General features: G+C 46.1%; 21 protein-coding genes and 1 pseudogene. 11 read left to right on the top strand and 11 right to left on the bottom strand.

Going from position 1 to position 24,511, the window contains the following annotated elements; translation table 11 throughout:
• Positions 1-78: 78 nt before the first annotated feature.
• From CSD97_RS08800 to CSD97_RS08755, 10 genes and pseudogenes are all read right to left on the bottom strand, one after another.
• The gene (locus CSD97_RS08800) at positions 79-1,506 is read right to left on the bottom strand and encodes a DUF3987 domain-containing protein (RefSeq protein WP_098032287.1); all 1,428 of its coding nucleotides are present in this window, start codon (positions 1,504-1,506) and stop codon (positions 79-81) included.
• Positions 1,499-1,852: a helix-turn-helix domain-containing protein gene (locus CSD97_RS08795; protein ID WP_014298420.1), complete on the bottom strand. Its 354-nt coding sequence runs from the start codon at positions 1,850-1,852 to the stop codon at positions 1,499-1,501. The genes CSD97_RS08800 and CSD97_RS08795 overlap by 8 nt, the downstream gene beginning before the upstream one ends.
• Positions 1,853-2,068: 216 nt before the next feature.
• Entirely contained in the window at positions 2,069-3,211 is a 1,143-nt protein-coding gene (locus tag CSD97_RS08790) for a DUF6043 family protein (protein WP_306444830.1), read from the bottom strand.
• 61 nt (positions 3,212-3,272) lie between these two features.
• On the bottom strand, positions 3,273-4,604 hold the full coding sequence (locus tag CSD97_RS08785) for a tyrosine-type recombinase/integrase (RefSeq protein WP_098032285.1): 1,332 nt from the start codon (positions 4,602-4,604) through the stop codon (positions 3,273-3,275).
• Positions 4,605-4,617: 13 nt separating this feature from the next.
• Positions 4,618-5,916 (bottom strand): site-specific integrase, encoded by a 1,299-nt coding sequence (locus CSD97_RS08780; RefSeq protein WP_098032284.1) that lies wholly within the window; start codon positions 5,914-5,916, stop codon positions 4,618-4,620.
• Between the two features lie 223 nt (positions 5,917-6,139).
• Positions 6,140-6,430 (bottom strand): annotated as a pseudogene (locus CSD97_RS08775) (transposase); the annotation flags it as partial.
• Positions 6,431-6,636: 206 nt separating this feature from the next.
• Positions 6,637-7,260 carry a porin family protein gene (locus tag CSD97_RS08770; RefSeq protein ID WP_005825917.1) on the bottom strand — a complete coding sequence of 208 codons (624 nt, stop codon included), beginning with the start codon at positions 7,258-7,260 and terminating at the stop codon, positions 6,637-6,639.
• A 121-nt stretch (positions 7,261-7,381) separates the two neighbouring features.
• Positions 7,382-9,358, bottom strand: coding sequence for an MAC/perforin domain-containing protein (locus CSD97_RS08765; RefSeq protein WP_022401847.1), 1,977 nt, complete (start codon positions 9,356-9,358; stop codon positions 7,382-7,384).
• A 44-nt stretch (positions 9,359-9,402) separates the two neighbouring features.
• Complete coding sequence (locus CSD97_RS08760) at positions 9,403-9,801, bottom strand: DUF3244 domain-containing protein (protein ID WP_005825909.1); 399 nt, start codon at positions 9,799-9,801, stop codon at positions 9,403-9,405.
• Positions 9,802-9,929: 128 nt separating this feature from the next.
• Entirely contained in the window at positions 9,930-11,510 is a 1,581-nt protein-coding gene (locus tag CSD97_RS08755; RefSeq protein WP_005825907.1) for a hypothetical protein, read from the bottom strand.
• A 308-nt stretch (positions 11,511-11,818) separates the two neighbouring features.
• Between CSD97_RS08755 and CSD97_RS08750 the strand changes: the two genes are divergently transcribed.
• The 5 genes from CSD97_RS08750 to CSD97_RS08730 all read left to right on the top strand — a co-directional run bounded on the left by CSD97_RS08750 (position 11,819) and on the right by CSD97_RS08730 (position 18,587).
• Complete coding sequence (locus tag CSD97_RS08750) at positions 11,819-13,657, top strand: ABC transporter ATP-binding protein (RefSeq protein WP_005833760.1); 1,839 nt, start codon at positions 11,819-11,821, stop codon at positions 13,655-13,657.
• Positions 13,658-14,080: 423 nt separating this feature from the next.
• A complete protein-coding gene (locus CSD97_RS08745; protein WP_005833758.1) occupies positions 14,081-15,160 on the top strand; it encodes a Gfo/Idh/MocA family oxidoreductase in 1,080 nt (359 codons plus the stop codon).
• Positions 15,161-15,226: 66 nt separating this feature from the next.
• Positions 15,227-16,714 (top strand): Gfo/Idh/MocA family oxidoreductase, encoded by a 1,488-nt coding sequence (locus CSD97_RS08740; RefSeq protein ID WP_005825899.1) that lies wholly within the window; start codon positions 15,227-15,229, stop codon positions 16,712-16,714.
• Between the two features lie 72 nt (positions 16,715-16,786).
• Complete coding sequence (locus CSD97_RS08735) at positions 16,787-17,662, top strand: DUF1080 domain-containing protein (protein ID WP_005833755.1); 876 nt, start codon at positions 16,787-16,789, stop codon at positions 17,660-17,662.
• 22 nt (positions 17,663-17,684) lie between these two features.
• Positions 17,685-18,587: a sugar phosphate isomerase/epimerase gene (locus CSD97_RS08730; protein WP_005833753.1), complete on the top strand. Its 903-nt coding sequence runs from the start codon at positions 17,685-17,687 to the stop codon at positions 18,585-18,587.
• A 93-nt stretch (positions 18,588-18,680) separates the two neighbouring features.
• On the opposite strand, the gene CSD97_RS08725 is transcribed toward CSD97_RS08730, so the two are convergent.
• Complete coding sequence (locus tag CSD97_RS08725; protein ID WP_005833751.1) at positions 18,681-19,316, bottom strand: ribonuclease H family protein; 636 nt, start codon at positions 19,314-19,316, stop codon at positions 18,681-18,683.
• 117 nt (positions 19,317-19,433) lie between these two features.
• Here CSD97_RS08725 and CSD97_RS08720 point away from each other — a divergent pair, with 117 nt between their 5' ends.
• The 6 genes from CSD97_RS08720 to CSD97_RS08695 all read left to right on the top strand — a co-directional run bounded on the left by CSD97_RS08720 (position 19,434) and on the right by CSD97_RS08695 (position 24,468).
• Complete coding sequence (locus CSD97_RS08720; RefSeq protein WP_005833749.1) at positions 19,434-20,036, top strand: nitroreductase family protein; 603 nt, start codon at positions 19,434-19,436, stop codon at positions 20,034-20,036.
• A 62-nt stretch (positions 20,037-20,098) separates the two neighbouring features.
• A complete protein-coding gene (locus CSD97_RS08715; RefSeq protein ID WP_005825881.1) occupies positions 20,099-20,626 on the top strand; it encodes a shikimate kinase in 528 nt (175 codons plus the stop codon).
• Positions 20,627-20,761: 135 nt separating this feature from the next.
• Entirely contained in the window at positions 20,762-22,654 is a 1,893-nt protein-coding gene (gene speA / locus CSD97_RS08710) for a biosynthetic arginine decarboxylase (protein WP_098032282.1), read from the top strand.
• 1 nt (position 22,655) lies between these two features.
• Positions 22,656-23,426, top strand: a complete 771-nt coding sequence (gene argB, locus CSD97_RS08705) for an acetylglutamate kinase (protein WP_005833745.1) — start codon at positions 22,656-22,658, stop codon at positions 23,424-23,426.
• Positions 23,427-23,486: 60 nt separating this feature from the next.
• Positions 23,487-23,996: a sigma-70 family RNA polymerase sigma factor gene (locus CSD97_RS08700; RefSeq protein WP_005825876.1), complete on the top strand. Its 510-nt coding sequence runs from the start codon at positions 23,487-23,489 to the stop codon at positions 23,994-23,996.
• On the top strand, positions 23,986-24,468 hold the full coding sequence (locus CSD97_RS08695; protein WP_098032281.1) for a hypothetical protein: 483 nt from the start codon (positions 23,986-23,988) through the stop codon (positions 24,466-24,468). The genes CSD97_RS08700 and CSD97_RS08695 overlap by 11 nt, the downstream gene beginning before the upstream one ends.
• Positions 24,469-24,511 lie beyond the last annotated feature (43 nt).

Genomic DNA, 24,511 nt, shown 5'->3' with positions numbered 1-24,511 from the left:
CTTGCAGCTTTGCAGGAAAACATCGTTTTCAGAGCCCCCAACTGCAAGACTGAAGAAACTGCAAGCTGCAACGCGGGGTCATTCATTGCAGTTTTGGGTTGATGGTTCATTTTCGTTTATGGAATATTTACCGGATTCATACACCATTTTCTCGTAATGCCCGGCTTTGGACTTTTTCAAGAGCCTGCTGTGACACAACTCCCTGAGATAGTTCATCACCGTGCGCTCGCTGATGTTCTGCAGTTCCTTACCGACCGCTATGGCCGTTTTCGTATCGAAGGTATCGGGTAACAACGACAACAATACTTTGGGAGGCTCTTCACAGGTATTGTCTGCCACGAAGGAACGGATGCGTATGTATGAATCCTCGAAATAGTCATTCAGCCGGATAGCGGCTTTCACCGACACCGGATCCACAAACTGCAGGTGGCTTTCATCGGAAGCATACCGCAGGACTTGGATAATCAGAGCCAGCCGTGCCACGTGAGACGGATGTTTCATCTCCCGGCTATCAACGTCGGCATCATCCTCTATCCGATTGATACGTTCCACTTTTTCGTTCCACCAGGAGAAGAAATACTCTTTGGCTTCACTGTTCATGGAAAGCACATGGGCAGCGTGTTCTTCCATTCCGTCTCCTTCCGTTTCTGTATCATAATCCAAAGCAAGCACCTTGTCCAGTATCTTTTCCCAACGTTTTGCAGCCAAAGAGGTCTTTTCTCCGTCATCATCCCGGTTTGTCCATTTTGATACTTCCCTGGATTTGGGAAGCACGAACAGGATACGGTCAAGCAGTCCGTTTTCCTCGAATCCTTTTTTGAGAAGTTCGTGAATACGTTTGGTCTGTGCAGTTCCGATGATGTTGATGCACGGGCGTTCTATATGTACAGGAGTGGAATTGCTTACCCTTATTACATCCAAGGCTCCGCCACTCCATGCGGTCAGCAATTGCTCTATGAGCTGCCCGTTCGTGTAGCGGTTGGCGGAATTGAACATGCCCATGATCTCATCCACCAAAATGGCAACGCTTCGAGGATTGCTGTTATGTGTCTGTAGAAGCGATTCGGGTGTGAAGTCGGATACGATAGTACGGTGAAGAACAGGTTTCTTTCCGTTTTCTCCTGCCGCTTTCCATGCTTCCACTTCTGCCTCATACGCCTTGAAAAGGGCATAGTCATGTTTACGGATTGGACGGTATGCGGCTTCTAGCGGTGGGGTCTTGCCTAGTCCGGGACGGCCCACCAGAATGATGTACAGTGCGCCGTTACTCTGCCAGTCGCTTTTGATGCGGATACGGTAAGTACCGCCCAAGGCTGTCGATGCTGCCGACAGCATGGACGTCGCAATGAACTCAATCATGTAGTTCTCGTATTTGGTCATGTCAAGTATAACGGACTGTACGGCCTGAGGGAATGCGTCCAAAGGAAAACCTGTGTCTTCGGTATGCTCCGCCTCCATGCGGATTCGGTTGCACAGTTCAAGCCGGCTGTTTTTCATGTCAGCCATTTTTCCTCTTGCAATAGGATGTTACACTTTCGGACTTGCCCCCTGTCTGCACGCGGCGTACATCGGACTTGGCATACATGTTCTTGTTGCCTACCTTGACAGGCACGAGGTAGCCGCGCTTCGCCCACAGGTTGAGCGTGCCTTCGCATACGTCCAGCAGTTCCCGGACTTGCTTCGTGTTGAGATAGACTTCTTCCGCTTCACGCTGCATTACTGCCTTCTGCTCTTCCTGCTGTGCCAGGATGGTACGCTGTACGATGGATTCGGCAAACATCTTGAGGTCCGAGGGAGTAATTTCCAGTTTTACATTAGCTCCCTGTTCGACCAGGGTTTCTATGGTAATCATAAATGTCAGTTTTGAAATTTATCACGACCATCTGTAAAAGTTCCCTGATGCCTCACTCCCGATGGCTTGTAAAAGAGAAGCACCGCCAACCTTCGGGGAAAGGATTGACGGTGCAAAAGTATGTATGAATTAAAACTAATTGATATATAATACTTTGTCTTAAATCGTCATGACAATTTAAGACTGCATGACAATATAAAACAGCCTTATTTTACCTTATTCTGCAATATCTGTTTCTTCATCTGTTCTGATAATGCCACTGATTTCCTCTGTCAATGTCCGGAATAGTTCCCGGTTTTCGTCACTTTCTATAAGTGGTGCGGACTGGTCTTTCCCGTCCTTGATTATGTGCCTTGCCGTTTTCAGGGACCCGACGGCCTGTCGTATGGCACTTTCGCTCTTCAAAGACGGCAAATCCGGAAATTGCAGGGTCAATCCAACGCTGTATTCTTTGGCGGTATGCATACCGTCCACCAGTCGCAATTCTTTCAGTACATAGTACGGCAATGCCTGATGGACGGCACTCCTGTTAATGGAAACAAAACTGCGGAGACATTGTAGGACCTCCGTTTTGTTCTTGCAATTAAGATAATCTATAAGAGGTCGTTCCTGTATCTTTTTCTTTCCGGCTGTACGCTGTATCTTTGATACTGCATCAATGCCGGAATCTGTTGATTCCGCGCCACCAACGTTCCTGTCTGTATCGGATTCCATTTCGGCTGTTGCGGATTGCAACGCCCATTCACCGATGCGATTTTCTTTAATGGCTTCGTTCATGGCGAAGTATTCGTCCCAGTCGGCACGGGTACGGAAACCACTTTTGATGGATACGCTAATGATTTGTCGGGTAACAAAAGAACAGCTTTGTCTGTCCGCTTCGTCTGCTTCCGGACTCCCTGCCTGTTTGCTGACCATGCTGACCATCGCCTCGAAACTCTTTCCGTAGTACAGCCAACTCAACACAAGAGGTGCTGAAAGGATAATGCGCGGTTCTTCGGGCTTGCTGCTGAAAATGGATTTTATCCTGTCCCATAATGTGGCCGGAGCTGTATCATGCAAAGGATTACTCTCCTCCCTCTGTTCATGGTATAACTCCACTATTCGCTTGGGTACTGCATCCTCTTTGAACATGAGGTCTATATTCTCAAAATTCCCCTTACTGTCATCATCCCAACATAACTCCCATTCAGTCTTGATTCTGGGCAGTTGTCTGAATATGGCCTTACAGATGTCAAGGTACTGCCTCTCGTCCCCGTTTGTCATCAGTCGCGCGAAACGGTTGTATTCCTCTCTGTGCGTGTTCTTCCAATGAAGGATATCCGCCTTGAACTGGTCGTATGTCAAATTTCGTTCATCCATATTCATAGTGTATTATATTATTGGCAAGTATAAAAGGGGATATTAGAAAAGAGGGAAACGGTCAATCCAATAGGTTTACCAGTTCTTTTTTCATATCGTCATCAATCTTGCGGTATCGTACAAAAGCCCGGCTGCCTTCCGAATGCCCCGACATGGAGGCGATCAGGTTCGGGTCTTTGACCTGCTTATATAAGTTGCCTATAAAAGTCTTTCGTGCCGTATGGGTGGTTACCACCTCGTATAGAGGCCGTGCCACATCCTCGCGTGTCTTCGGGTCGAGGACTCTCACCATACGGTCTATGCCCACATATTTGAGAATCTCCTTTATCTTCTTGTTGTAACCGAAATGAGAGAACCGGGGAAGTAATGCGTCTTCCAAGTCCTTATATCTCTCCAGTATGTCCAAAGCCTTTTGGTTGAGCGGAACTCTGACTGTATTGGCGTGTTCCATTTTGGTCTTCTGTGGAATATATTCCACACATCCGTCCACGACATTGGCTTTGGTCAGTCTGTTCAGGTCGCTGACGCGGCAACCGATCAGGCACTGGAACATGAATATGTCCCGATAGACCGGATGGGTGGCCCCCAGACCGCTCAGGTCGGCATAGTAAACCCTGTCCCTCTCTTCGAGGGTCAGATAAAACGGGTCGCCGTACATAGGTTGGGTTATCTGGTACTGGTCAAACGGATTGTTTCTTGTCAGCCCGCGCTTGATGCACCACTTGACAACCGTCCTTATCCGGTAAAAATAGCCTGTAATGCTGTTCTCGGAGCGGATTTGCTCGTATTTCTGCTTTTCCACATCCTTATAGAACAATGGATATTGTCCGGCAAGATTATGTTCCTCCTGTAGCCAGCTCTTGAACTCCCGCAAATCATCGGCGGTAATCGTGTCAATACACAACTTAAAGCCTCTACGGTGCAGTACTTCATGCTGGAAACGCTCGTAACGGCTTATCTTGTCTATATTGCCAAGATGGTGCTTGTAGCTGTCGTCCGCCAAAGTGTTTTCTGCGATATACCGGCTGATCTGATAGACGAGATGGTATTCTTCGGCTTTGTTGCCGCCCCTTGCGTTGATGTCGGGGTGGTGGTATTCCTCTATCAGTCTTTTCAGCCAGTTCCCGTCCACACCACGGTGGTACTCCTTTGTGATAAGGTGGGTGATTTGCTGGATGTCCCTGTCAAAGTTCATCCGCTTCTCTTCCGATACCAGAGCCACACGTGGCTTGTAACCCTGTTTCTCCGCGCTCCAGTGATTGGGGCTGATGGAAAGCTCGCTTGCCGCTTTTATATCGACTCCGCCAATATCCCGGACACGGAAATAGACACGTGCCAGATCCGTCACATTGTTCTTGGCCGATGTCTTTCTGATGAATGCCGTTACTTTCATATATATTTCCTCCTTAGTTTATCATTTCTACCAGTTTTCGCTTCATGTCATCGTCTATGGTGCGGTATCGCCTGAACGCCCGGCTTCCTTCCACGTGTCCCGACAGGGAAGCGATCAGATTCGGATCGGGGACCTGTTTGTACAGGTTGCCTACAAAGGTCTTGCGTGCCGTATGGCTGCTGGCGATTTCATACAATGGTTTTTGTACGGTATTATAGCCGTGCGTGTCAAGGATGGTGACCATACGGTCAATGCCGCAATACTTCAAAAGTTCTCGTATGCCAAGATTATAGGTATGTATGGGCTTGAAAGGAAACAGCCTGTCCGCGTTTACATCATAGCGTTCCAGTATCTTCAAGGCCTTTTCGTGCAAGGGGACTCTGACTGTCTTTGCCTGACACTTTTTCGTTTTCTGTGGCATATATTCCAGAAAGCCGTCCTTGATGTTTTCCCTTGTCAGCCGGTAAAGGTCTCCGACGCGACAGCCGATATAGCAGTGGAACACGAATATATCCCGGATGACCGCCAGTTTAGGATTGTCACTCAAATCCGCATCGTACAGGACATTCCTTTCCTCCGAAGTAAGGTAGAACGGGTTCCCGTATGTCGGTTCCTTGCAGCCGTAAAGTGCATACACCTCGTTGTCGGAATACTTCATCCTCTTGCACCAGTGCAGGAATGTACAGAAGAAGTTCATGATGTTGATGACGGTCGTGTTGGAAAGCGGCTTGGGTTTGTGGTTGATAAGCATACGGGGAACATAGAACTCAGGATGCTCCTGACGCAGCAGGTACTCATTCGCGACATAATCCCGGAAACCGTTCATCTGTTCCAGTGTGACAGTCTCCACAAAGAGCGTGAAGTCACGATTGCCCAGTATTTCACGTTGGTAGTCGTGATAGCGGGACATCTTACGCTCAAAACGTATGATATGCTCTTTGGTTCTATCAGCCCCTTCGTACTTCTCCAGATATTCATGAACACGGTAGAGCAGGTTCGGATGGTTGCGTTCGAAGGCACGGGCAGGATACAGCACATCTTCGATAACCTGCTTCAGCCATTTGCTGTCCGCCTTGTCCGAAAAGGTCTTCTCCACTTTCTCGATAATGGCGGCAATCTGTTCGGGCAGGCGTTTTTGGTCGGTGGCAGGTACGGCTGTCGTGCGTTTATAACTTAGGGTATCTGCATCCCAGTACTTGTCATGAACTGTAAGAGACGAAACCACCTTTATATCCACATTCTTCTCACGGACACGGAAACAGATGTTCGAGGTCGTAGAGGAACACTTTTTCAGATAGACGGAAACTTTCATCGGCAATGCGTTTTTGGTTCATATCGCAAAGGTATATAAATTCCCATATATGTTCCCATATATCCCGAAGAAACTTGAAACGGATTAAAACAAATTAAGAAGTCAATCCCGAAACTGATACCACATAAAGCACTGTAAATTAGTTGTTATATTTGCTTTTGTTATGCTTTTCTTTTCAATTCTTACTTCTTTTCCCTATTTTCAAAACAGATATTGCAGTTCCACGCTTCTTGATAAACTGGGGATCAAAACTCGAATTACGGTCACGGGGAGTGGAAACGGTTACTTCGCCCAAGGGAGTCTGAACCTGCTTTTGCATCTTTCCGTTACGACGGTTACCCATCTGGCGTTCTTCTTCTGTCAAATGTGCATCCATCTCTCCTTCCAGGGCTGCATTCAATATACTTTCCAATAGTGGGGCAAAGGCGCCGTCCTTACCCAACAAAGGCTTGCCGGCTTTCAGCTGTTCAATGGCCTTGTTCTTGATACTCTCGAAATCAAATTCTTCTTTCATAAAAAAAACTGTGTTAGCAAAGTTAATACTTTATTCCTTGCTGACACAGTTTAATTTACATCCTCTATTTTTATAGATTCGGCTCAGTGGTTGTCTCTGTTTTCGTAAGTAGTGATTTTATTTCTATGTTGAACAGTTTGTTTCTTGTATATCGGCAATAAAAAGTGTGGAGAGGGTTTTCGTGCCCTTTTCCACACTATTAAATCTTAGAAGAAATACCCCACGGAGAGCATCAAGTTGCGGTTTTTGTTTCCGCTATCTTCTATATTGTCCAGTAATCCCCAGTCATATCCGATAGAGACTTGATATTTTTGAAAGAATTCGACTCCTGCTTTGAGTCCGAGACCAAAGTCGAAACGTTTCATGGCATTGCTTCCGAATACTTTGGCAGAATCATGAATGCTTGTCAATCCTTCCACTTCATCAATCAAATATCCCGTTGCCTTCATTTTACCGAAGAGACCGACTGCAAAGTAAGGACCGAAATTGCCAAAGATGGCAAAATTGTCATTGATGGCATATTTGTAGCCCATGTGTATAGGTATTTCTAAATAGTAGGGATTGAATTTCAGAGATGCATCATTCCCATTTATTTGTGTACCTTTTAAGGACAGCAGTGCAGCCATGTCGAGATAAACACCTTGGGCTATCTGGGGCAAGTCTTTCTCGGCCTTGATGCCGACATGGAAACCTACCTTGCTGTCAAAACCATCGGTGGAGAACTTGCTGGAATTCATACCTGCCATCGCTCCCCATTTGAGTCCTTCTTGCGCGTGGATGCCCATAACGCCGGTCATCAGTAATGCGAATAAAACTAAAATCTTTTTCATGTTGTTTTAATTTATATTGATATAAACATAATATATAGACCTGACATACTTCAATGCTTTTGAATAAATTGCATGCAGAGAGTGGGTAATATAAACTCATATACAATAATTGGGTATTAAGTTATCTCCAACACATTGGTACACCTTGTTTATTCAAATTATGTCCTGTTACATATTTCCATGAGTTACTTTTCCCTTTAATATTTTCAATAGCAACAAAAATGGCATCTAAGAAACCATTATTGTCTAAATCATAAAGACTACATGCTGCTCCTTGTCCAGTGTCACACGGTGATAAAGAGTCAGGGAAACGAGGGGTATATATAGGTTTTGCATAAGAGTTACCATACTTATCTATATCAGGTAGTATTTCATATACGAATTTATCTTTACCAGAGGGAGCATCTAATGCCATAAATAGGATATCCAATGTACCATTATTGTCAATATCACCAACTGCAACTCCTGCTCCATCTCCATCATGACCTAATCCTGGAACTTCATATACGGGTGATAGACTCAAATAGTTGCCATTTGATTGTAGGTCGAAAGCAATTTGATATCGAAATGAATTTTCTCCTTCTGGGGCATCATAGACCATCATTAATAAATCAGGAGTTCCATTTTTATTTATGTCACATATATCAATACCTGCTCCATCGTAAAAAAATCCGAGTTCATCTAATGTATTTAGCGAAGATAATGAGTTATAGTGGCCATCAGGTTTGAGGTCATAAGCTACGTAATACCATCGGTAGGCACGACCTGCTGTAGTGGGCTTGTCTGTGCATAAAAGAACCATATCTAATATTCCATTATTATTCAAATCACAGAGGGCGATATCACCTCCAGAATTTTCCCAACCCTCAGCAGAAATTGAAAGAATAGATGATTCTTTTGAATAGTATCCATTTTCATCAATATCATATAAGACTTTATACCAAAAATTATTCTTTCCTTTAGGATTATCTATTCCCATCAATATCATATCAGGCCTTCCATTTTTATCAATATCACCGATAGCAACTCCTGCCCCTTGATTAATATGTCCTAGTCCGCTGACTTGACGTGTACCAGTAGTTGATGGATATAGGCTTATAGAACATACTTCTTTACTCTTTATGTAGTTGTCTATATATGCTTTGAGAGTTTGCTTTTTTGTGGGGTCTGTAACTAATTCATAAATGGGGATAAATGATTGTGAATTATTGTCGACATCAATAAATTTCGGTGTGGAAGATTTTACTGATGCCATCCATTTACCTATATCTATTGATGGTGAATTTTCTGGATTTAAAGAACCTTGCACTCCTACGGCGGGGTCACCTCCTATTGTGAAATAATATAAGGACTGCTCTTTATTAGTTATAGCTAAAGATTCATCATATTGGAATTTTCCATCCATCTTGAAAAGGCTAAAGAGTGAAGCGCCTAACCCAGCGTTTATACTTTCTTTTTTTGATGATGAGGTTGATTTAGCCATATAATACACTTCGAATTTTGCTCCTAAATATATATCCTTTAACACATGAGTTCCATACTCTTCAACAATTTGTTCTGGTGTATATGTAGAGAGTCTTTCAATAAACTGTTTTGTGAGACATGTCTTTAAAACATTAATGTCAGCTTCTGAAATTCGATATCTGCTATCTATATATTGCTGAGTACAGTATGCAAAAGAGTAGTCAGAATTATAATGAGAATTACCTCCGAATGCTATATTTAAAGAGGCGCCACCTATGACTTTTAGGATGCCGGGGGTGCTCATTTGTAATGAAGATGACATGTTGGTGGTAAAATCAATGACATCTTTCCCTGAAGAGTAACGGAACCGAGATTCTTCTAGTTTGTAGGGGGTAATCAGTCCTTTTTCTAATAGTTTATTAGTATCAAATACTATTGCACGACTGGACTTAGTATCTAAATATGGCCCAGTTATATCATAGCCGTACCCTAAAATATCATATACACCATCTCCTGCAGATCGGGTATTTACACTTTGTGGAAATGACGGGGAATTACGTTCGATGATATCTTCATCGGCACAACCGGATAATATAAGCATTACCCAACTCATAAATAGGAATAACTTTTTCATGGCTCTCTATCTTTTTAAATAATGTATTGTTTGTTGTATGATTGTTATAATGAGAAATAACCATATAAAAGAACTTCATCAGACTCTATTTTAATCAAATAGTTACCACTACTGTATCCTTCATCCAAAGTGATGTCAATGTTTGTGGGTTCATTGTATGCTTCTGAATGAATGAGTTTACTAGTTGATTCATTGATGAGGGTTATGGTGACGTTAGGTAATACCTCGTTGAAGTCGACACATACTGTGTTATTATATAAGTAGGCGTTGGCGGTTTGAATGATACTACGAGATATAGGGGTATCTCCTTTACTAATCGGATCTTTTCTTTTTGCTTGGGTTAGGGCAATTTCTGTAAAAGGATTGTTTTCTTTTTGTGCGTATGTCACAATATTGCTTAAAAAGAATGTCGCAATTAAGATAGACAATAGTTTTTTCATCATTATACACTTTTTTGATTATTGATGCCGCAAAGGTCGGTTTAATACGGCAGGATAAGTGTATAATATTGTATAATTTCGGTGTATAATGGCGTATAATATTGTATAATTGTTGTACTTGCTAATGATTGTTATGATTGGCTAGATGATTGGAGATTCTTTTTTAAAGCTTCCTTAAGAGATATCTCTTTGTGTGCAAAGCCCATTTTGTTTTCTAATATGCGGTCTGCCTTTTTGTAAATAGTATCCCGTTCGCAGCTCAATATATGGCAAAAGTGGCTTATCGGGAGGTTTGTCAGGTACAGACAACATAAGTAGATTTCGTCTTCTGTCAGGTGATATTTTGATTGTAGTTCCCGGGCAATATTATTCCAACATTTGTTGGTTTCTGCAATTAGTTGTAGCCAGTCACCTTGATGCATTATTTCTGATTCTGCCTTTTCTTTATGAGAGCGGATGATTAGAGTCATCTTGTTGTATACCTCAGATTGTTCGAACAGAACAAGTCCTGCCTTATACAGCATTTCTTTTTCGGTTCGGTTATTGGGCTTTTGCTTTCTTTTCTTATAGGATAGGATGATTACAGCTACAATGAGGGTTAATGTGATTATTGATATACTTATGATAGAGTAATGGGTGTGTTTGCTGATTATGTTTTGCTTGTTGCTTGGCATCCCTTGTTCTGCGCAGACAATGGCATCGGGCTGTCTGGACTTCTGCATGCTGTCCAAATAGGCAGAGTAGTTGCGTTCCATCTCTAAGGAAGTAGCTAAGTCTCCTTGCTCTTTGGCTATGTCTGCTAGATACATGTAAGCCCCGGCTTTGGTGGCATAGTCTGTTGTGAAAAGGGATTTTTGTAGGTAGTGGCGGGCAGAATCATATTGCAATATTAGGTAATATGCGCTTCCAAGTAGTTCGAAAGCTTTGTAGCATGTTGTGCGGTCTTTCTGTACGCCAAGATTCTGTTTGGCGAATTCTATAGCTTTCTCTCCGTTTTCCATCCAGTTGTATAGTTGGCATAGTGAGGAGAACACATTTTCTTTTAATTGTATGTTGGACTGTTTTTGGACGATAGCGAGTGCCTTCAACATCATTTTTTCGGCTTCGGGATAGAATTCCTCTCCTTTTTCCATTCGGATGAGTCCTCGTCGTGACAGAACTTCTGCTTGAAGAACAGAGTCCTTTAGCTGAATACCTATTTGTTGTGCCAATTGATAGCTGGAATCGGCTTGTGTATTTAGGTTTTGTGAATAGTATAGATAACCTATATTCAGGTAGATAAGACTTAATAGACGTCTTTCTCCTGCTTTTTCAGCCAAGGGCTTTGCTATGAGGTATTGAGTCATAGATTCTGTTCTTCTCTGTGAATCCCGGTAGACGCAGCCGGAATAGTAATGGGCCCTTGCCCGCTTTTCTATGTCGTTTGTGCCGTTGTAGTAGGTCAGGGCCGATTGTATCAGGGAATCATTGGTTTGGATAATGTAGTTCTTATCTCTTGCTTCTGTCATTAATAGGCCATAATAAGCACTGTCAGCTTGGGTCTGCAGGCTGTTTGTCGGGAATGCTTCGAGCATAGATAGGGCAGTGTCCGGTTGCTGAACGATGAGCGAGTCAATTGCAATTAGGTACTTATTATAGTTCACTCGGGTATTGCAAGCAATGAACAGAAGTACGATTAGGACAGATAGGGTTGCGATAATAGCTTTTCTCATGTGGTGAACAAAGTTCTCAGTTAAGTCGGGTGCAAAGGTACATCTTTTTCATTATTTACTCATATAATTGCTTGGGCATATTGAAGTTTGAAGAAAATTGTGTGGAAGTTAGGAGTAAAGATGGAAAATAAATGAGCCGGCTATTATTAAGATGACAATGTATGAGTGTACATGGTGCTGGAGAAGTATGCAAGGACACAAAAGAAAGTAGAGAATGTGGGCATTTAGGCAGAAATAACCTGAAACCCTTTTCCATTCCCTCGTTTTCTTGTATCTTTGCGACCTCATAATTCACTTAACTACAAGCAATGAAGGAATTTCTGCAGCTGATGCGACGCTTTGTGTCGCCTTACAAGAGATATATCGGTTGGGCAATCGTGCTCAATGTACTGTCTGCCATATTCAACGTATTTTCATTCACATTGTTGATTCCTATTCTCAATATCCTCTTCAAAACGGGGGAGAATACCAAAGTGTACGAGTACATGGAGTGGGGGAGCGAAGGCATCAAGGAAGTGGCGGTGAATAATTTCTATTACTACGTCACCCAGATGATTGAGACACACGGGCCACAGATGACATTGCTGTTCATGGGGCTCTTCCTTGCTTTCATGACCATGCTGAAGACCTCCTGCTATTTCGGCTCTTCTGCCATTATGATTCCCCTTCGTACGGGAGTGGTACGCGATATCCGCGTGATGGTCTATTCCAAAGTGATGCACTTGCCGCTCGGCTTTTTCTCTGAAGAAAGGAAAGGGGACATCATTGCACGTATGAGCGGTGACGTAGGCGAAATTGAGAACTCCATTACCAGTTCACTGGATATGCTGCTCAAGAATCCGATCTTGATTCTGCTTTATTTTTCCACTCTGATTGTAACCAGCTGGCAGCTGACTCTGTTTACTGTCCTGGTATTGCCGGGTATGGGCTGGCTGATGGGAAAAGTTGGCAAGAAACTGAAGCGTAAGTCGTTGGAAGCCCAAGGGAAATGGAGTGATACCATGTCGCAATTGGAAGAGACGCTTGGTGGACTGCGTATAATCAAGGCTTTCATAGCCGAAGACAAGATGGTGGACCGTTTTAAGCAATGCAGCGACGAGCTGCGTGATGCAACCAACAAGGTAGCCATCCGTCAGTCGTTGGCACATCCGATGAGTGAATTCCTCGGTACGCTGCTCATTGTATTGGTACTGTGGTTCGGTGGTCTGCTTATTCTGGGCGACGGCACTTCCATGGAAGCATCAACGTTCATCTTCTATATGGTGATTCTGTACAGTATCATCAATCCGTTGAAAGACTTTGCAAAGGCAGGATACAACATTCCAAAGGGTCTGGCATCCATGGAACGTGTGGACAAAATACTGAAAGCCGAGAATCCCATTAAGGAACCGGTAAACCCGTTGCCGCTGCACGGGATGAATGACCGGATTGAATTTAAGGACCTCTCCTTCAGTTACGACGGCAAGCGCGAAGTGTTGAAGCACGTCAATCTGATGGTGCCCAAAGGACAGACCATTGCACTTGTCGGCCAGTCCGGTTCCGGCAAGTCGACATTGGTGGATTTGCTGCCGCGCTATCACGATGTGCAGTTAGGTGAGATTACAATTGACGGTGTGAATATTAAGAATTTTCGCATCCACGACCTGCGTGCGTTGATAGGAAACGTGAACCAAGAGGCCATTCTGTTCAATGACACCTTCTTCAACAACATTGCCTTTGGTGTGGAAAATGCAACTATGGAGCAGGTGGTCGAAGCGGCAAAGATTGCCAATGCCCACGACTTCATCATGGAGACCGAACTCGGTTATCAGACCAACATTGGCGACCGTGGCGGCAAGCTTTCCGGCGGACAGCGCCAGCGTATCAGTATTGCCCGTGCCATCTTGAAGAATCCGCCTATCCTGATACTCGATGAGGCCACTTCAGCACTCGATACCGAAAGCGAACGACTGGTGCAGGAGGCTCTGGAACGGCTAATGAAGACCCGTACCACGATTGCCATCGCCCACCGCCTTTCCACCATCAAGAATGCGGATGAGATTTGTGTACTCTATGAAGGTGAAATCGTGGAACGTGGTAAGCACGAGGAACTTCTCGAGAAGAACGGCTATTATAAGAGACTGAATGATATGCAGTCTCTCTCATAGAAATAAAATTCTGCGTACTTTGCTTCCACCCGCTTGTGCTAGGCTGTTATGACTAAATAGGAAGTTAATTTCCTGCAAACAGCCTATTAATTCTTCTTTCTCTTCTATATTTCTTACGCAGAATCTATGATGCAGGTGGGTGTTGACGGCTGCCGGCAGAGTGTTTCACGGCTGTTAGGCGATGATGAATAAAGGGCGTTCTTTTGTCTTTTACGCTTTTTTAATATCTGCTTGCTTCCATTCTATCACTAATTATCCTATTTTTGCAAAGAACACATACATAAACATTGCAAATATCATGAAAAAATTATATCCAACGTCTACGACGACAGCTACTATGACTATCAGTCCAAGTACTCTTAATCATGTAATTCAATCGACCCCGATAATACTATAACTGTAAATATTTAATATTCGCCTACCATGAAAATAAAAGTTGGTTTGATAGGGTTCGGCAGAATGGGGCAAATGTATTGGGAGGAAATGCAGAAAAGCGGTCGATGGGACATCGCATATATCTGCGATACCGATCCGGCCTCCCGAGAATTGGCAAGAAACCTTTCCCCTTCATCCAGAATCATATCCGATGAACAAGAAATCTTTGATGACCAGAGTGTAGAAGCTGTTGGTCTTTTTGCATTGGCAAATTCCAGAAAAGAACAAATAGAGAAAGCTGTCCGGAGCAATAAGCATATCCTGACGGAGAAACCCATTGCCGATACCATTGATAAGGAATGGGAAATTGTGGACCTGATTGAAAAGTATGATCGCATTGCCGCTGTCAACCTTTATCTGCGGAACTCCTGGTATCACCAGGCTATGAAGCAGTTTATCGATGAAGGCGAGATTGGTGAACTGGCTATCTTGCGCATCTGCCACATGACTCCGGGATTGGCGCCGGGCGAGGGACACGAATATGAGGGTCCCGCCTACCACGACTGCGGCATGCACTACATAGACATCGCCCGCTGGTATGCCGACAGTGAATACAAGACCTGGCATGCCCAAGGCATGCGGATGTGGGACTACAAGGACCCTTGGTGGGTACAGTGCCACGGTACGTTCGAGAACGGCATCGCCTTCGATGTCACACAAGGCTTCGTCTACGGACAACTCTCCAGAAACCAGACTCATAATGCATATACGGACATTATCGGTACAAAAGGTATCGTGCGCATGACGCATGATTTCCGGACTGCCGTAGTGGAACTTCACGGCGTGAACCGTACGCTTCGCCTGGAGAAACCGTTTGGCGGAAAGAACCTGGACAAGCTCTGCAACATTATGGCAGACTCCATCGAGAGCGGGAAACGCGATCCGAGATTGCCGCAGATGCGAGACTCGGCCATTGCTTCCCAATACGGATGGACCTTCCTGGAGGATGCGCGCCGCCACGACCTGCCCGGCATAGGCGACTTGCAGACGCTGGCGGAAATCAGGGAGCGCCGGAGGCATATGAAGGAAGGTTACGGACTGCTCCGTCCGAAGAAGACGGTAGTCTGATGCCTATTGTAATAAGAAGTGTTTTAAAACTTAATTATATTAACCGATTTTAAAATCTAAAGAACCATGTCGAAATTTACAAGAAGAGAGTTTCTTAAGACCGGAGGTTTAGCTTTGGCGGGTCTTACCATTGCTCCAAGCAGCATTTTGGGTAAGAGTCACGGACACGTACCTCCCAGTGACCGTTTGAACATTGCTGCCGTAGGTATCGGTGGTATGGGACACACTAACATTAATCATGTGAAGGCTACGGAAAATATCGTGGCGCTGTGTGACGTAGACTGGCGCTACGCGAAAGGTGTGTTCGATGAGCTTCCCAATGCGAAGAAGTATTGGGATTATCGTAAGATGTACGATGAGATGGGCAAGGACATCGATGCCGTTATCATCGCTACGGCCGACCATACACATGCCATCATCACTGCTGATGCCATGACGATGGGCAAACATGTATATTGCCAGAAACCGTTGACGCACTCCGTATACGAGTCCCGTCTGCTTACTCGCCTGGCCGCTTCTACGGGAGTAGTTACTCAGATGGGTAACCAGGGTTCTTCGGACGAAGGTACCGACTTGGTGTGCGAGTGGATATGGAACGGCGAAATCGGTGACGTGACAAAGGTGGAATGTGCTACCGACCGTCCCATCTGGCCGCAAGGATTGAATGTTCCCGAGAAGGAAGACCGCATTCCCAAAACTCTGAACTGGGATTTGTTCACCGGTCCTGCCAAGATGAATCCGTATAACGAAATCTATCATCCCTGGAACTGGCGCGGATGGTGGGATTATGGTACGGGTGCTTTGGGCGATATGGCTTGTCACATCCTGCACCAGCCGTTCAGAGCTTTGAAGTTGTTGTATCCTACCAAGGTAGAAGGTTCGTCTACATTGTTGCTCAATGCCTGCGCTCCGCAAGCACAGCACGTGAAGCTGACTTTCCCCGCACGTGAAAATATGCCGAAGGTGGCTATGCCCGAAGTGGAAGTTCACTGGTATGATGGTGGCATGATGCCCGACCGTCCGAAAGGCTTCCCCGAAGGAAAGCAACTGATGCAGAGCGGTGGCGGTCTGACTATCTTCCACGGAACGAAGGATACGCTGATTTGCGGTTGCTACGGCCAGAACCCGTGGTTACTTTCTGGCCGCGTGCCCAATGCACCGAAGGTTTGCCGCCGTGTGCCGAAGGCTATGAATGGCGGTCATGAGATGGATTGGGTACGTGCTTGTAAGGAAAGTCCTTCCAGCCGCGTGATGCCTAAGTCTGATTTCTCCGAAGCGGGACCGATGAACGAAATGGTGGCAATGGGTGTATTGGCCATCCGTCTGCAGGGCCTGAACAAGACACTGGAATGGGACGGAGCCAACATGCGCTTCACCAATATCGGCGACGACGAGACATTGCGTACAGTCATCAAGGACGGCTTCAAGATACACAACGGCCATCCGAGCTTCGACAAGACATGGACAGACCCGGTAAATGCCAAGGCTTTTGCAGAAGAGCTCATCAAACACAACTACCGCGAAGGCTGGAAGTTGCCCGATATGCCCAGATAAACATTAAAAAGAGCACCGGAACCTGGTTTCCGGTGCTCATAAACGAATACTAATTATTTAATTTTTCAGATTATGAAGAAAATATATTATCCTTTGGCTTGCTGCCTTATTGGCGGTATACTCGCTTCTTGTGGCGGCGGTGCAAAAAAATCGAACGCTACGGAGGAAGCTGCGGCTCCTACTACTACTGCGTTGTCTTATTCCAAGTCTCTGAAAGCGCCTGAAACGGACAGCTTGAACCTGCCGATTGATGCGGACGGTTATATCACTATCTTTGATGGAAAGAGCTTGGACGGATGGCGTGGATACGGTAAGGACAAAGTGCCTTCCAGATGGATTATTGAGGATGGTTGCCTCAAATTCTGTGGAACCGGTACCGGCGAAGGACAGACCGGTGAAGGCGGTGACTTGATTTTCGCCCATAAGTTCAAGAACTTTGAGCTGGAACTGGAATGGAAGATTTCCAAAGGTGGTAACTCCGGTATCTTCTATCTGGCTCAGGAAGTTACTTCAAAGGACAAGGACGGCAACGAAGTGTTGGAACCCATCTATATCTCTGCTCCCGAGTTCCAGGTGCTGGATAACGCCAATCATCCGGATGCCAAACTGGGTAAGGACAACAACCGTCAGGCTGCTTCCTTGTACGACATGATACCGGCTGTTCCGCAGAACGCCAAACCTTTCGGCGAATGGAACAAGGCAAAGATTATGGTATACAAAGGTACTGTAGTTCACGGACAGAACGATGAAAACGTACTGGAATATCACTTGTGGACTAAGCAATGGACTGAAATGTTGCAGGCAAGCAAGTTCAGCGAAGAGAAGTGGCCCTTGGCTTTCGAACTGTTGAATAACTGTGGCGGCGAAAACCACGAAGGCTTTATCGGTGTGCAGGATCATGGCGACGATGTTTGGTACCGCAACATCCGTGTAAAGGTTCTCGACTAATTCCTTCTAAAAAGATAGTACTATGAGAATCAAACATATGATGATTTTGTCAGCACTGTGCTTATCCATGATGGCCACAAGCTGCAGCAGCCACAGCACGGAAACGGCGCCGGAAACGACGAAAAAGGAAGTAGCCATCCAGCTCTATTCTGTAAGAGACTTGGTGAAGGACGGCAGTAACCTCGACCAGATTCTGAAGGATTTGGCTGATATGGGCTATACCAGTGTGGAGGCCGCCAACTACAATGACGGTAAGTTCTACGGCAAGACTCCCCAGGAGTTCAAACAGATGGTGGAAAAGAGCGGTATGACCGTGCTTTCTTCGCACACTACCCACGGGTTGTCGGACGAGGAACTGGCTTCGGGCGACTTTACGGAAGCCTTGAAATGGTGGGATCAGTGCATTGCTGCCCATAAGGAGGCCGGTATGGAGTATATCGTGACTCCGTATCTCTCCGTTCCCAAGACATTGAAAGACTTGCAGACCTACTGCGACTATTACAATGAAGTGGGCAAGCACTGCCAGGCTGCCGGTTTGAAATACGGTTACCACAATCATGCCCATGAATTCCAGAAAGTGGAAGACAAGGAGCTGATGCTGGACTACATGCTGCAACACACCAATCCCGAATATGTATTCTTCCAGATGGACGTTTACTGGGTAGTGCGCGGCCAGAACAGCCCGGTGGATTACTTCAACAAGTATCCCGGACGCTTCACCATGCTCCATATCAAGGATCACCGCGAGATTGGGCAGAGTGGTATGGTAGGTTATGATGCTATCTTCAAGAATACGGATACTGCTGGCGTGCGCCACATCGTAGCTGAGATTGAGAAATACAGCTGCCCCGTAGAAGAGAGTGTGAAGCAGAGTCTTGACTACTTGCTTGATGCTCCTTTCGTGAAGGCATCGTATAGCAAATAAAACATGATGGCGGCTATTCATTCATAAGCTCGGCCGCATCATTTTCTTGACGCGGGCACAACCGGATGAAGAATCCGGGGTGCCCGCGTTTTTTTACTTCCTTCCGAAGTCGGCCGGAATTTCCCCCCATTGCTTTGTCTCCCATTTTAGGATGCGGGTGGTGTAGGTGTTTTCGCGCAACCACTTCTCCGCACGTTCTATTAGGCAGAAAAGCTCTTCGGTCTTGGCGTCGCGCGGCAGTTTGGTTTTGCATTTTTTCTGTTTTATCCAGTTGATGGCGTTCACGCTGTCACTGTAGATGGGCATGTCGAAACCTTTCTGTTTCAACAAGGCAAGTCCGTGGACAATGGCGAGGAATTCGCCGATATTGTTGGTTCCATACATCGGCCCGAAGTGAAAGATTTCCTGACGGCTGGCGACGTGTACTCCCCGGTACTCCATGGCACCGGGATTTCCGCTGCAGGCGGCGTCTACGGCAAGGCTGTTTTCTGCGACGGCGGCAGGAAGGGGAGCGTCGGCGCCGGGAATAGTCTTGGCAGGAGAAGGGGCCGACCGCTTGATGTACGCGTACGGCGAAGAGGCAAAGGCTTTTTCCGCTTCCTCGCGTGATTCGAACGACTTGTATTTTGCTCCTTCGTAGCCTTTGGTCTGTAGTTGGCAGTCTGTCCAGGAAGTGTAGATACCCGGGCTGACTCCCGCCCATACGACGTAATATTTTTCTTTCTTCATAACTGCGGACAAAGGTAAAAAAGAAAATCCGAACAACTTAACTCTTTCATTTGTTTCTTTGTATGGCGGATATAAAATAAATAAGAGAAAACTCAATAAAAAAAGAAAGGACAAAAAATGAAGAGAACATTTGCAGAAGCCATGGCGCATCGCCGTAGTTATTACTCTATCGGCAGCGATTCGCCAGTACTGGATGAAGAAATAGTACACATTATTCGTGAAGCCGTAAAGAATGTGCCGTCAGCTTTCAATTCACAGTCTACAAGAATTGTATTGTTGCTGGGCGACGAACATAAAAAATTGTGGAACATCGTGAAGGAAACCCTGAAAGCACGCATCTCTGCCGAGGCTTTTGCCAAGACGGAAGCCAAGATTGACGGCTGTTTTGCCAGCGGACACGGTACTGTGCTCTATTTTGAAGATACTTCTGTAGTCAAGAAGCTGCAGGAAACATTCCCTTCCTATAAGGATAATTTCCCCACTTGGTCACAGCACACCTCCGCTATGCACCAGTTTGCCATCTGGACTATGCTGGAAGATATGGGGTTGGGCGCCTCCCTGCAACACTATAACCCCTTGATTGACGACGAGGTACGTCGCACCTGGAACCTGCCCGACAACTGGATGATGATTGCACAGATGCCCTTCGGTACACCCACTGGTGAACCGGGAGAAAAGGAATTCGAAGATTTAAGCAAGCGTATCAAAATTTTTCTCTGATACAGAGGCGTTTTCAGCTTGGAATTGCTACCTTTGCAGGAAACCTGTAACTCGTAGCAGATATGATACGTATTTTCTTGACCGGCTACATGGGAGCCGGTAAAACTACTTTAGGAAAGGCTTTTGCCCGCGAAATGAATGTGCCGTTCATTGATTTGGACTGGTACATCGAAGAACGTTTTCACAAATCAATCCGTGAATTGTTCACCGAGCGGGGAGAAGCCTCTTTTCGTGAATTGGAGCGAAACATGCTGCATGAAGTAGGGGAATTTGAGGATGTCGTGGTCTCTACCGGTGGCGGTACTCCTTGTTTTTTTGACAATATGGAGTATATGAACGGTTGCGGGCAGACGGTGTTTCTGGATGTACACCCCGATATTCTGTTCCGCCGGCTCCGGGTGGCGAAGCAGCAACGCCCCATCCTGCAAGGCAAGACGGACGAAGATTTGCGCACCTTCATTGTGGAGGCGCTGGATAAGCGTGAGCCTTTCTACTCGCAGGCCCGTTATCGCTTTGATGCCGGTTATCTGGAAAGCCGCAGCCAGATTAGCGAATCCGTGCAACGGTTACGCCAACTTTTAGGACTTTAATCCCTTGTAAATGTGTATTTTTCAGTCCGAGGAGCTGGATATATTAGATTTATGTGTATTTTTGTCGCCCCCTTTATAAGACACACTATAGTGGGAAAATAGTAAATTGTAAATAGTCTAATAGTAAATGTACTGATGAGAAAATGGCGTATTGAAGATTCAGAAGAGCTGTACAACGTAACTGGTTGGGGCACTTCGTACTTTGGTATCAATGACAAAGGTCATGTTGTGGTGACACCGCGTAAGGATGGGGTTACCGTCGATTTAAAAGAGTTGGTGGACGAGTTGCAGTTGCGCGATGTAGCGGCTCCGGTATTGGTGCGTTTTCCCGATATTCTGGACAACCGCATCGAGAAGGTGTCCTGCTGCTTCAGACAGGCAGCCGACGAGTACGGGTATAAAGGAGAGAACTTTATTATCTATCCCATTAAAGTGAATCAGATGCGTCCCGTGGTAGAAGAGATGATTAACCATGGGAAGAAGTTCAATCTGGGGCTGGAAGCGGGTTCAAAGCCGGAGTTGCATGCTGTGATAGGGGTCAATACAGACCCGGGTTCCCTCGTGGTTTGTAACGGATATAAGGACGAGAGCTTCATTGAACTGGCACTGTTGGCACAGAAAATGGGCAAACGCATTTTTCTTGTTGTAGAGAAACTTAATGAGTTGAATCTTATTGCCAAGATGGCGAAGCAATTGAAGGTGAAACCTAATATCGGCATTCGCATTAAATTGGCTTCCAGTGGAAGTGGCAAATGGGAAGAAAGCGGAGGAGATGCCAGCAAGTTCGGACTGACATCCAGTGAACTGCTCGAAGCGCTGGACTTCTTGGAGAAAAAAGATATGAAGGACTGTCTGAAGCTGATACATTTCCATATCGGCAGTCAGATAACCAAGATACGCCGCATCAAGAATGCTTTGCGTGAAGCTTCGCAATTCTTTGTGCAGCTGAACAAGATGGGCTTCAACATCGAATTCGTGGATACCGGTGGCGGTATGGGAGTTGATTATGACGGTACACGCTCTTCAAGTAGCGAAAGCTCCGTCAACTATTCCATCCAGGAATATGTCAACGATGTGGTGTCGACTTTCGTTGATGTTGCCGACAAACACGGGTTCCCTCATCCCAATATCATTACCGAAACGGGACGTAGCCTGACTGCCCATCACTCCGTGCTTATCTTCGAAGTGCTGGAAACGGCTTCCCTGCCCGAAATGGACGACGACTGGGAACCGGGAGAGGATGCTCACGAACTGGTGAAGGAACTGTATGACATCTGGGATAATCTGAGCCAGCGCAGTATGCTGGAACCTTGGCACGATGCGCAGCAGATACGCGAAGAGGCACTCGACCTTTTCAGCCATGGCATCGTCGACCTGAATACGCGTGCACAAATAGAGAAACTCTACTGGAGTATCTGCCGCGAAATCAACTCCATTGCCAGCGGCATGAAGCACTGCCCCGAGGAATTCCGCAAGTTGAGCAAGCTGCTTGCCGACAAGTATTTCTGTAACTTCTCGCTGTTCCAGTCATTGCCCGATTCCTGGGCTATCGACCAGATGTTCCCCATCATGCCCATACAGCGGCTGGATGAAAGACCCGACCGTGAGGCTACCTTGCAGGACATGACTTGCGACTCGGACGGCAAGATTGCCAATTTCGTCAGCTCGCGTGCCGATACGACCACCCTGCCGTTGCACTCGTTGCGCGACAAGGAACACTACTATCTGGCGGTTTTTCTGGTCGGAGCTTATCAAGAGATTCTGGGAGATATGCACAATCTGTTTGGTGATACGAATGCCGTGCATGTGTCTGTCAATTCCAAAGGCTACACCATCGACCAACTGATTGACGGCGAGACGGTGGCTGAGGTGTTGGATTACGTGCAATATAATCCTAAAAAACTGGTACGTACGCTGGAAACTTGGGTGACGCAGTCCGTCAAGGAAGGGCGTATCTCTGTGGAAGAAGGGAAGGAATTCTTGTCTAATTACCGTTCCGGACTGTACGGATATACTTATTTGGAATAAAATGGAGAAACTGACTGTAATAAAGGTGGGTGGCAAGATCGTAGAAGAGGAAGCCACCCTCTATAAGTTATTGGATGACTTTGCAGCCATCGAAGGCTACAAGGTCTTGGTACACGGAGGCGGACGCTCGGCCACGAAGCTCGCTGCCCAACTGGGTATTGAAAGTAAAATGGTGAATGGCCGCCGCATCACTGATACCGAAACGCTGAAGGTGGTGACCATGGTGTATGGCGGACTGGTGAATAAGAATATCGTTGCCGGCTTGCAGGCGCGTGGTGTCAATGCACTGGGCTTGACGGGAGCCGATATGGATGTAATCCGTTCGGTAAAGCGTCCCGTGAAGGAGGTGGATTATGGGTTTGTGGGCGATGTGAAGCAGGTGAATGATGCTTTCTTGGCAGACCTCATTCATAAGGGTGTGGTTCCCGTGATGGCTCCGTTGACACACGATGGAGACGGGCACATGCTGAATACGAATGCCGACACTATTGCCGGAGAGACCGCCAAGGCTTTGGCAGGTTTGTTCGATGTAACTTTGGTGTTCTGCTTTGAAAAGAAGGGTGTGCTGCGCAGCGAAGACGATGATGACAGCGTGATTCCACAGATAACGCCGGAGGAATTTAAGCAATATGTAGCCGATGGAGTGATTCAAGGTGGCATGATTCCAAAATTGGAGAACTCTTTCGAGGCGTTGAATGCGGGTGTGTCCGAAGTCGTAATCACTTTAGCATCAGCCATCAACGGGAACAGTGGAACCCGTATCCGAAAATAATTCAAAAAAAACGGCAATAGGCTGTAACTTTCTGAATACTTAACCGTCAATTTATTAGAGATGCAAGAACTCAGCTTTCGCAATGACATTCTCCCGCTGAAGGACAAGCTCTTTCGGTTAGCCCTGAGAATTACGTTCGATAGGGCAGAGGCAGAGGATGTCGTGCAGGAAACGCTGATAAGGGTCTGGAACAAGCGTGACGAGTGGTCGCAATTCGGCTCTATCGAAGCCTATTGCCTGACAGTGGCAAGAAATCTGGCGATAGACCGTAGCGAGCGAAAAGACTCCCGTACCGTGGAGCTGACCCCCGAAATGGAGCAGGCCTCCGATGCATCGGGCCCTTACGAGAAGCTGGTGAACAAGGAACGGATGGCGTTGATACATCGGCTGATGAACAAGCTTCCCGAAAAACAGCGGTTGATTATGCAGCTTAGGGATGTGGAAGGTAAGAGCTATAAAGAAATAGCAGCGGTCCTGAACTTGACCGAGGAGCAGGTAAAAGTGAACCTCTTCAGGGCGCGGCAAAAAGTAAAACAAACGTTTATTGATATAGAAGGTTATGGACTCTAAATATATAGAACAACTCTTGGAACGCTACTGGCAGTGCGAAACTTCTTTGGAAGAGGAAGCATGCCTGCGTGCTTTCTTTAGCGGTAACGATGTTCCCGGACACTTGCTTCGCTACAAGGACTTGTTCGTATATCAGCAGCTTCAGCAGGAAGTGCATTTGGGTGAGGATTTTGATGCCCGGGTGCTTGCCGAAGTGGAAGTTCCGGTGGTCAAGGCAAAGCGCATGACATTGACCGCACGTTTCATGCCGTTGTTCAAAGCCGCTGCAGTAGTGGCAGTGGTCCTTTCTATGGGGAATGTGATGCAACATTCATTTTTCTCGGATGTAGAGGAGGTGCCCGCAGCCGATACTATCGGTAAACAGATTTCCGCACCGTCGGTAGCTCTTTCGGGAGATGTGCCCGTGTCTCATGAGAAGCAGGTGATGGACAGCCTGCGCCGGGTGAACAAGGAGCTGGAAATCAAGGAATAGATATTTTCATTTGCTTTTAAAATAACATTTTCATTTGCTTTAA

It is taken from the genome of Bacteroides sp. AR29 (assembly GCF_900217715.1).
GTDB classification, from domain to species: domain Bacteria; phylum Bacteroidota; class Bacteroidia; order Bacteroidales; family Bacteroidaceae; genus Bacteroides; species Bacteroides uniformis.
The sequence above is the reverse complement of the archived record's forward strand: the minus strand, read 5'-3'. Positions and strand labels throughout refer to the sequence as shown.

Bases quoted from the DNA above. Each gene is read 5' to 3' on its own strand.
- CSD97_RS08740 (WP_005825899.1), top strand. From the start codon at position 15,227: ATGTCGAAATTTACAAGAAGAGAGTTTCTTAAGACCGGAGGTTTAGCT.
- CSD97_RS08800 (WP_098032287.1), bottom strand. From the start codon at position 1,506: ATGGCTGACATGAAAAACAGCCGGCTTGAACTGTGCAACCGAATCCGC.
- CSD97_RS08780 (WP_098032284.1), bottom strand. From the start codon at position 5,916: ATGAAAGTTTCCGTCTATCTGAAAAAGTGTTCCTCTACGACCTCGAAC.
- CSD97_RS08700 (WP_005825876.1), top strand. From the start codon at position 23,487: ATGCAAGAACTCAGCTTTCGCAATGACATTCTCCCGCTGAAGGACAAG.
- argB (WP_005833745.1), top strand. From the start codon at position 22,656: ATGGAGAAACTGACTGTAATAAAGGTGGGTGGCAAGATCGTAGAAGAG.
- CSD97_RS08715 (WP_005825881.1), top strand. From the start codon at position 20,099: ATGATACGTATTTTCTTGACCGGCTACATGGGAGCCGGTAAAACTACT.
- CSD97_RS08720 (WP_005833749.1), top strand. From the start codon at position 19,434: ATGAAGAGAACATTTGCAGAAGCCATGGCGCATCGCCGTAGTTATTAC.
- CSD97_RS08735 (WP_005833755.1), top strand. From the start codon at position 16,787: ATGAAGAAAATATATTATCCTTTGGCTTGCTGCCTTATTGGCGGTATA.
- CSD97_RS08795 (WP_014298420.1), bottom strand. From the start codon at position 1,852: ATGATTACCATAGAAACCCTGGTCGAACAGGGAGCTAATGTAAAACTG.
- CSD97_RS08730 (WP_005833753.1), top strand. From the start codon at position 17,685: ATGAGAATCAAACATATGATGATTTTGTCAGCACTGTGCTTATCCATG.
- CSD97_RS08770 (WP_005825917.1), bottom strand. From the start codon at position 7,260: ATGAAAAAGATTTTAGTTTTATTCGCATTACTGATGACCGGCGTTATG.
- CSD97_RS08765 (WP_022401847.1), bottom strand. From the start codon at position 9,358: ATGAAAAAGTTATTCCTATTTATGAGTTGGGTAATGCTTATATTATCC.
- CSD97_RS08785 (WP_098032285.1), bottom strand. From the start codon at position 4,604: ATGAAAGTAACGGCATTCATCAGAAAGACATCGGCCAAGAACAATGTG.
- CSD97_RS08750 (WP_005833760.1), top strand. From the start codon at position 11,819: ATGAAGGAATTTCTGCAGCTGATGCGACGCTTTGTGTCGCCTTACAAG.
- CSD97_RS08745 (WP_005833758.1), top strand. From the start codon at position 14,081: ATGAAAATAAAAGTTGGTTTGATAGGGTTCGGCAGAATGGGGCAAATG.
- CSD97_RS08755 (WP_005825907.1), bottom strand. From the start codon at position 11,510: ATGAGAAAAGCTATTATCGCAACCCTATCTGTCCTAATCGTACTTCTG.
- CSD97_RS08760 (WP_005825909.1), bottom strand. From the start codon at position 9,801: ATGATGAAAAAACTATTGTCTATCTTAATTGCGACATTCTTTTTAAGC.
- CSD97_RS08725 (WP_005833751.1), bottom strand. From the start codon at position 19,316: ATGAAGAAAGAAAAATATTACGTCGTATGGGCGGGAGTCAGCCCGGGT.
- speA (WP_098032282.1), top strand. From the start codon at position 20,762: ATGAGAAAATGGCGTATTGAAGATTCAGAAGAGCTGTACAACGTAACT.
- CSD97_RS08790 (WP_306444830.1), bottom strand. From the start codon at position 3,211: ATGGATGAACGAAATTTGACATACGACCAGTTCAAGGCGGATATCCTT.
- CSD97_RS08695 (WP_098032281.1), top strand. From the start codon at position 23,986: ATGGACTCTAAATATATAGAACAACTCTTGGAACGCTACTGGCAGTGC.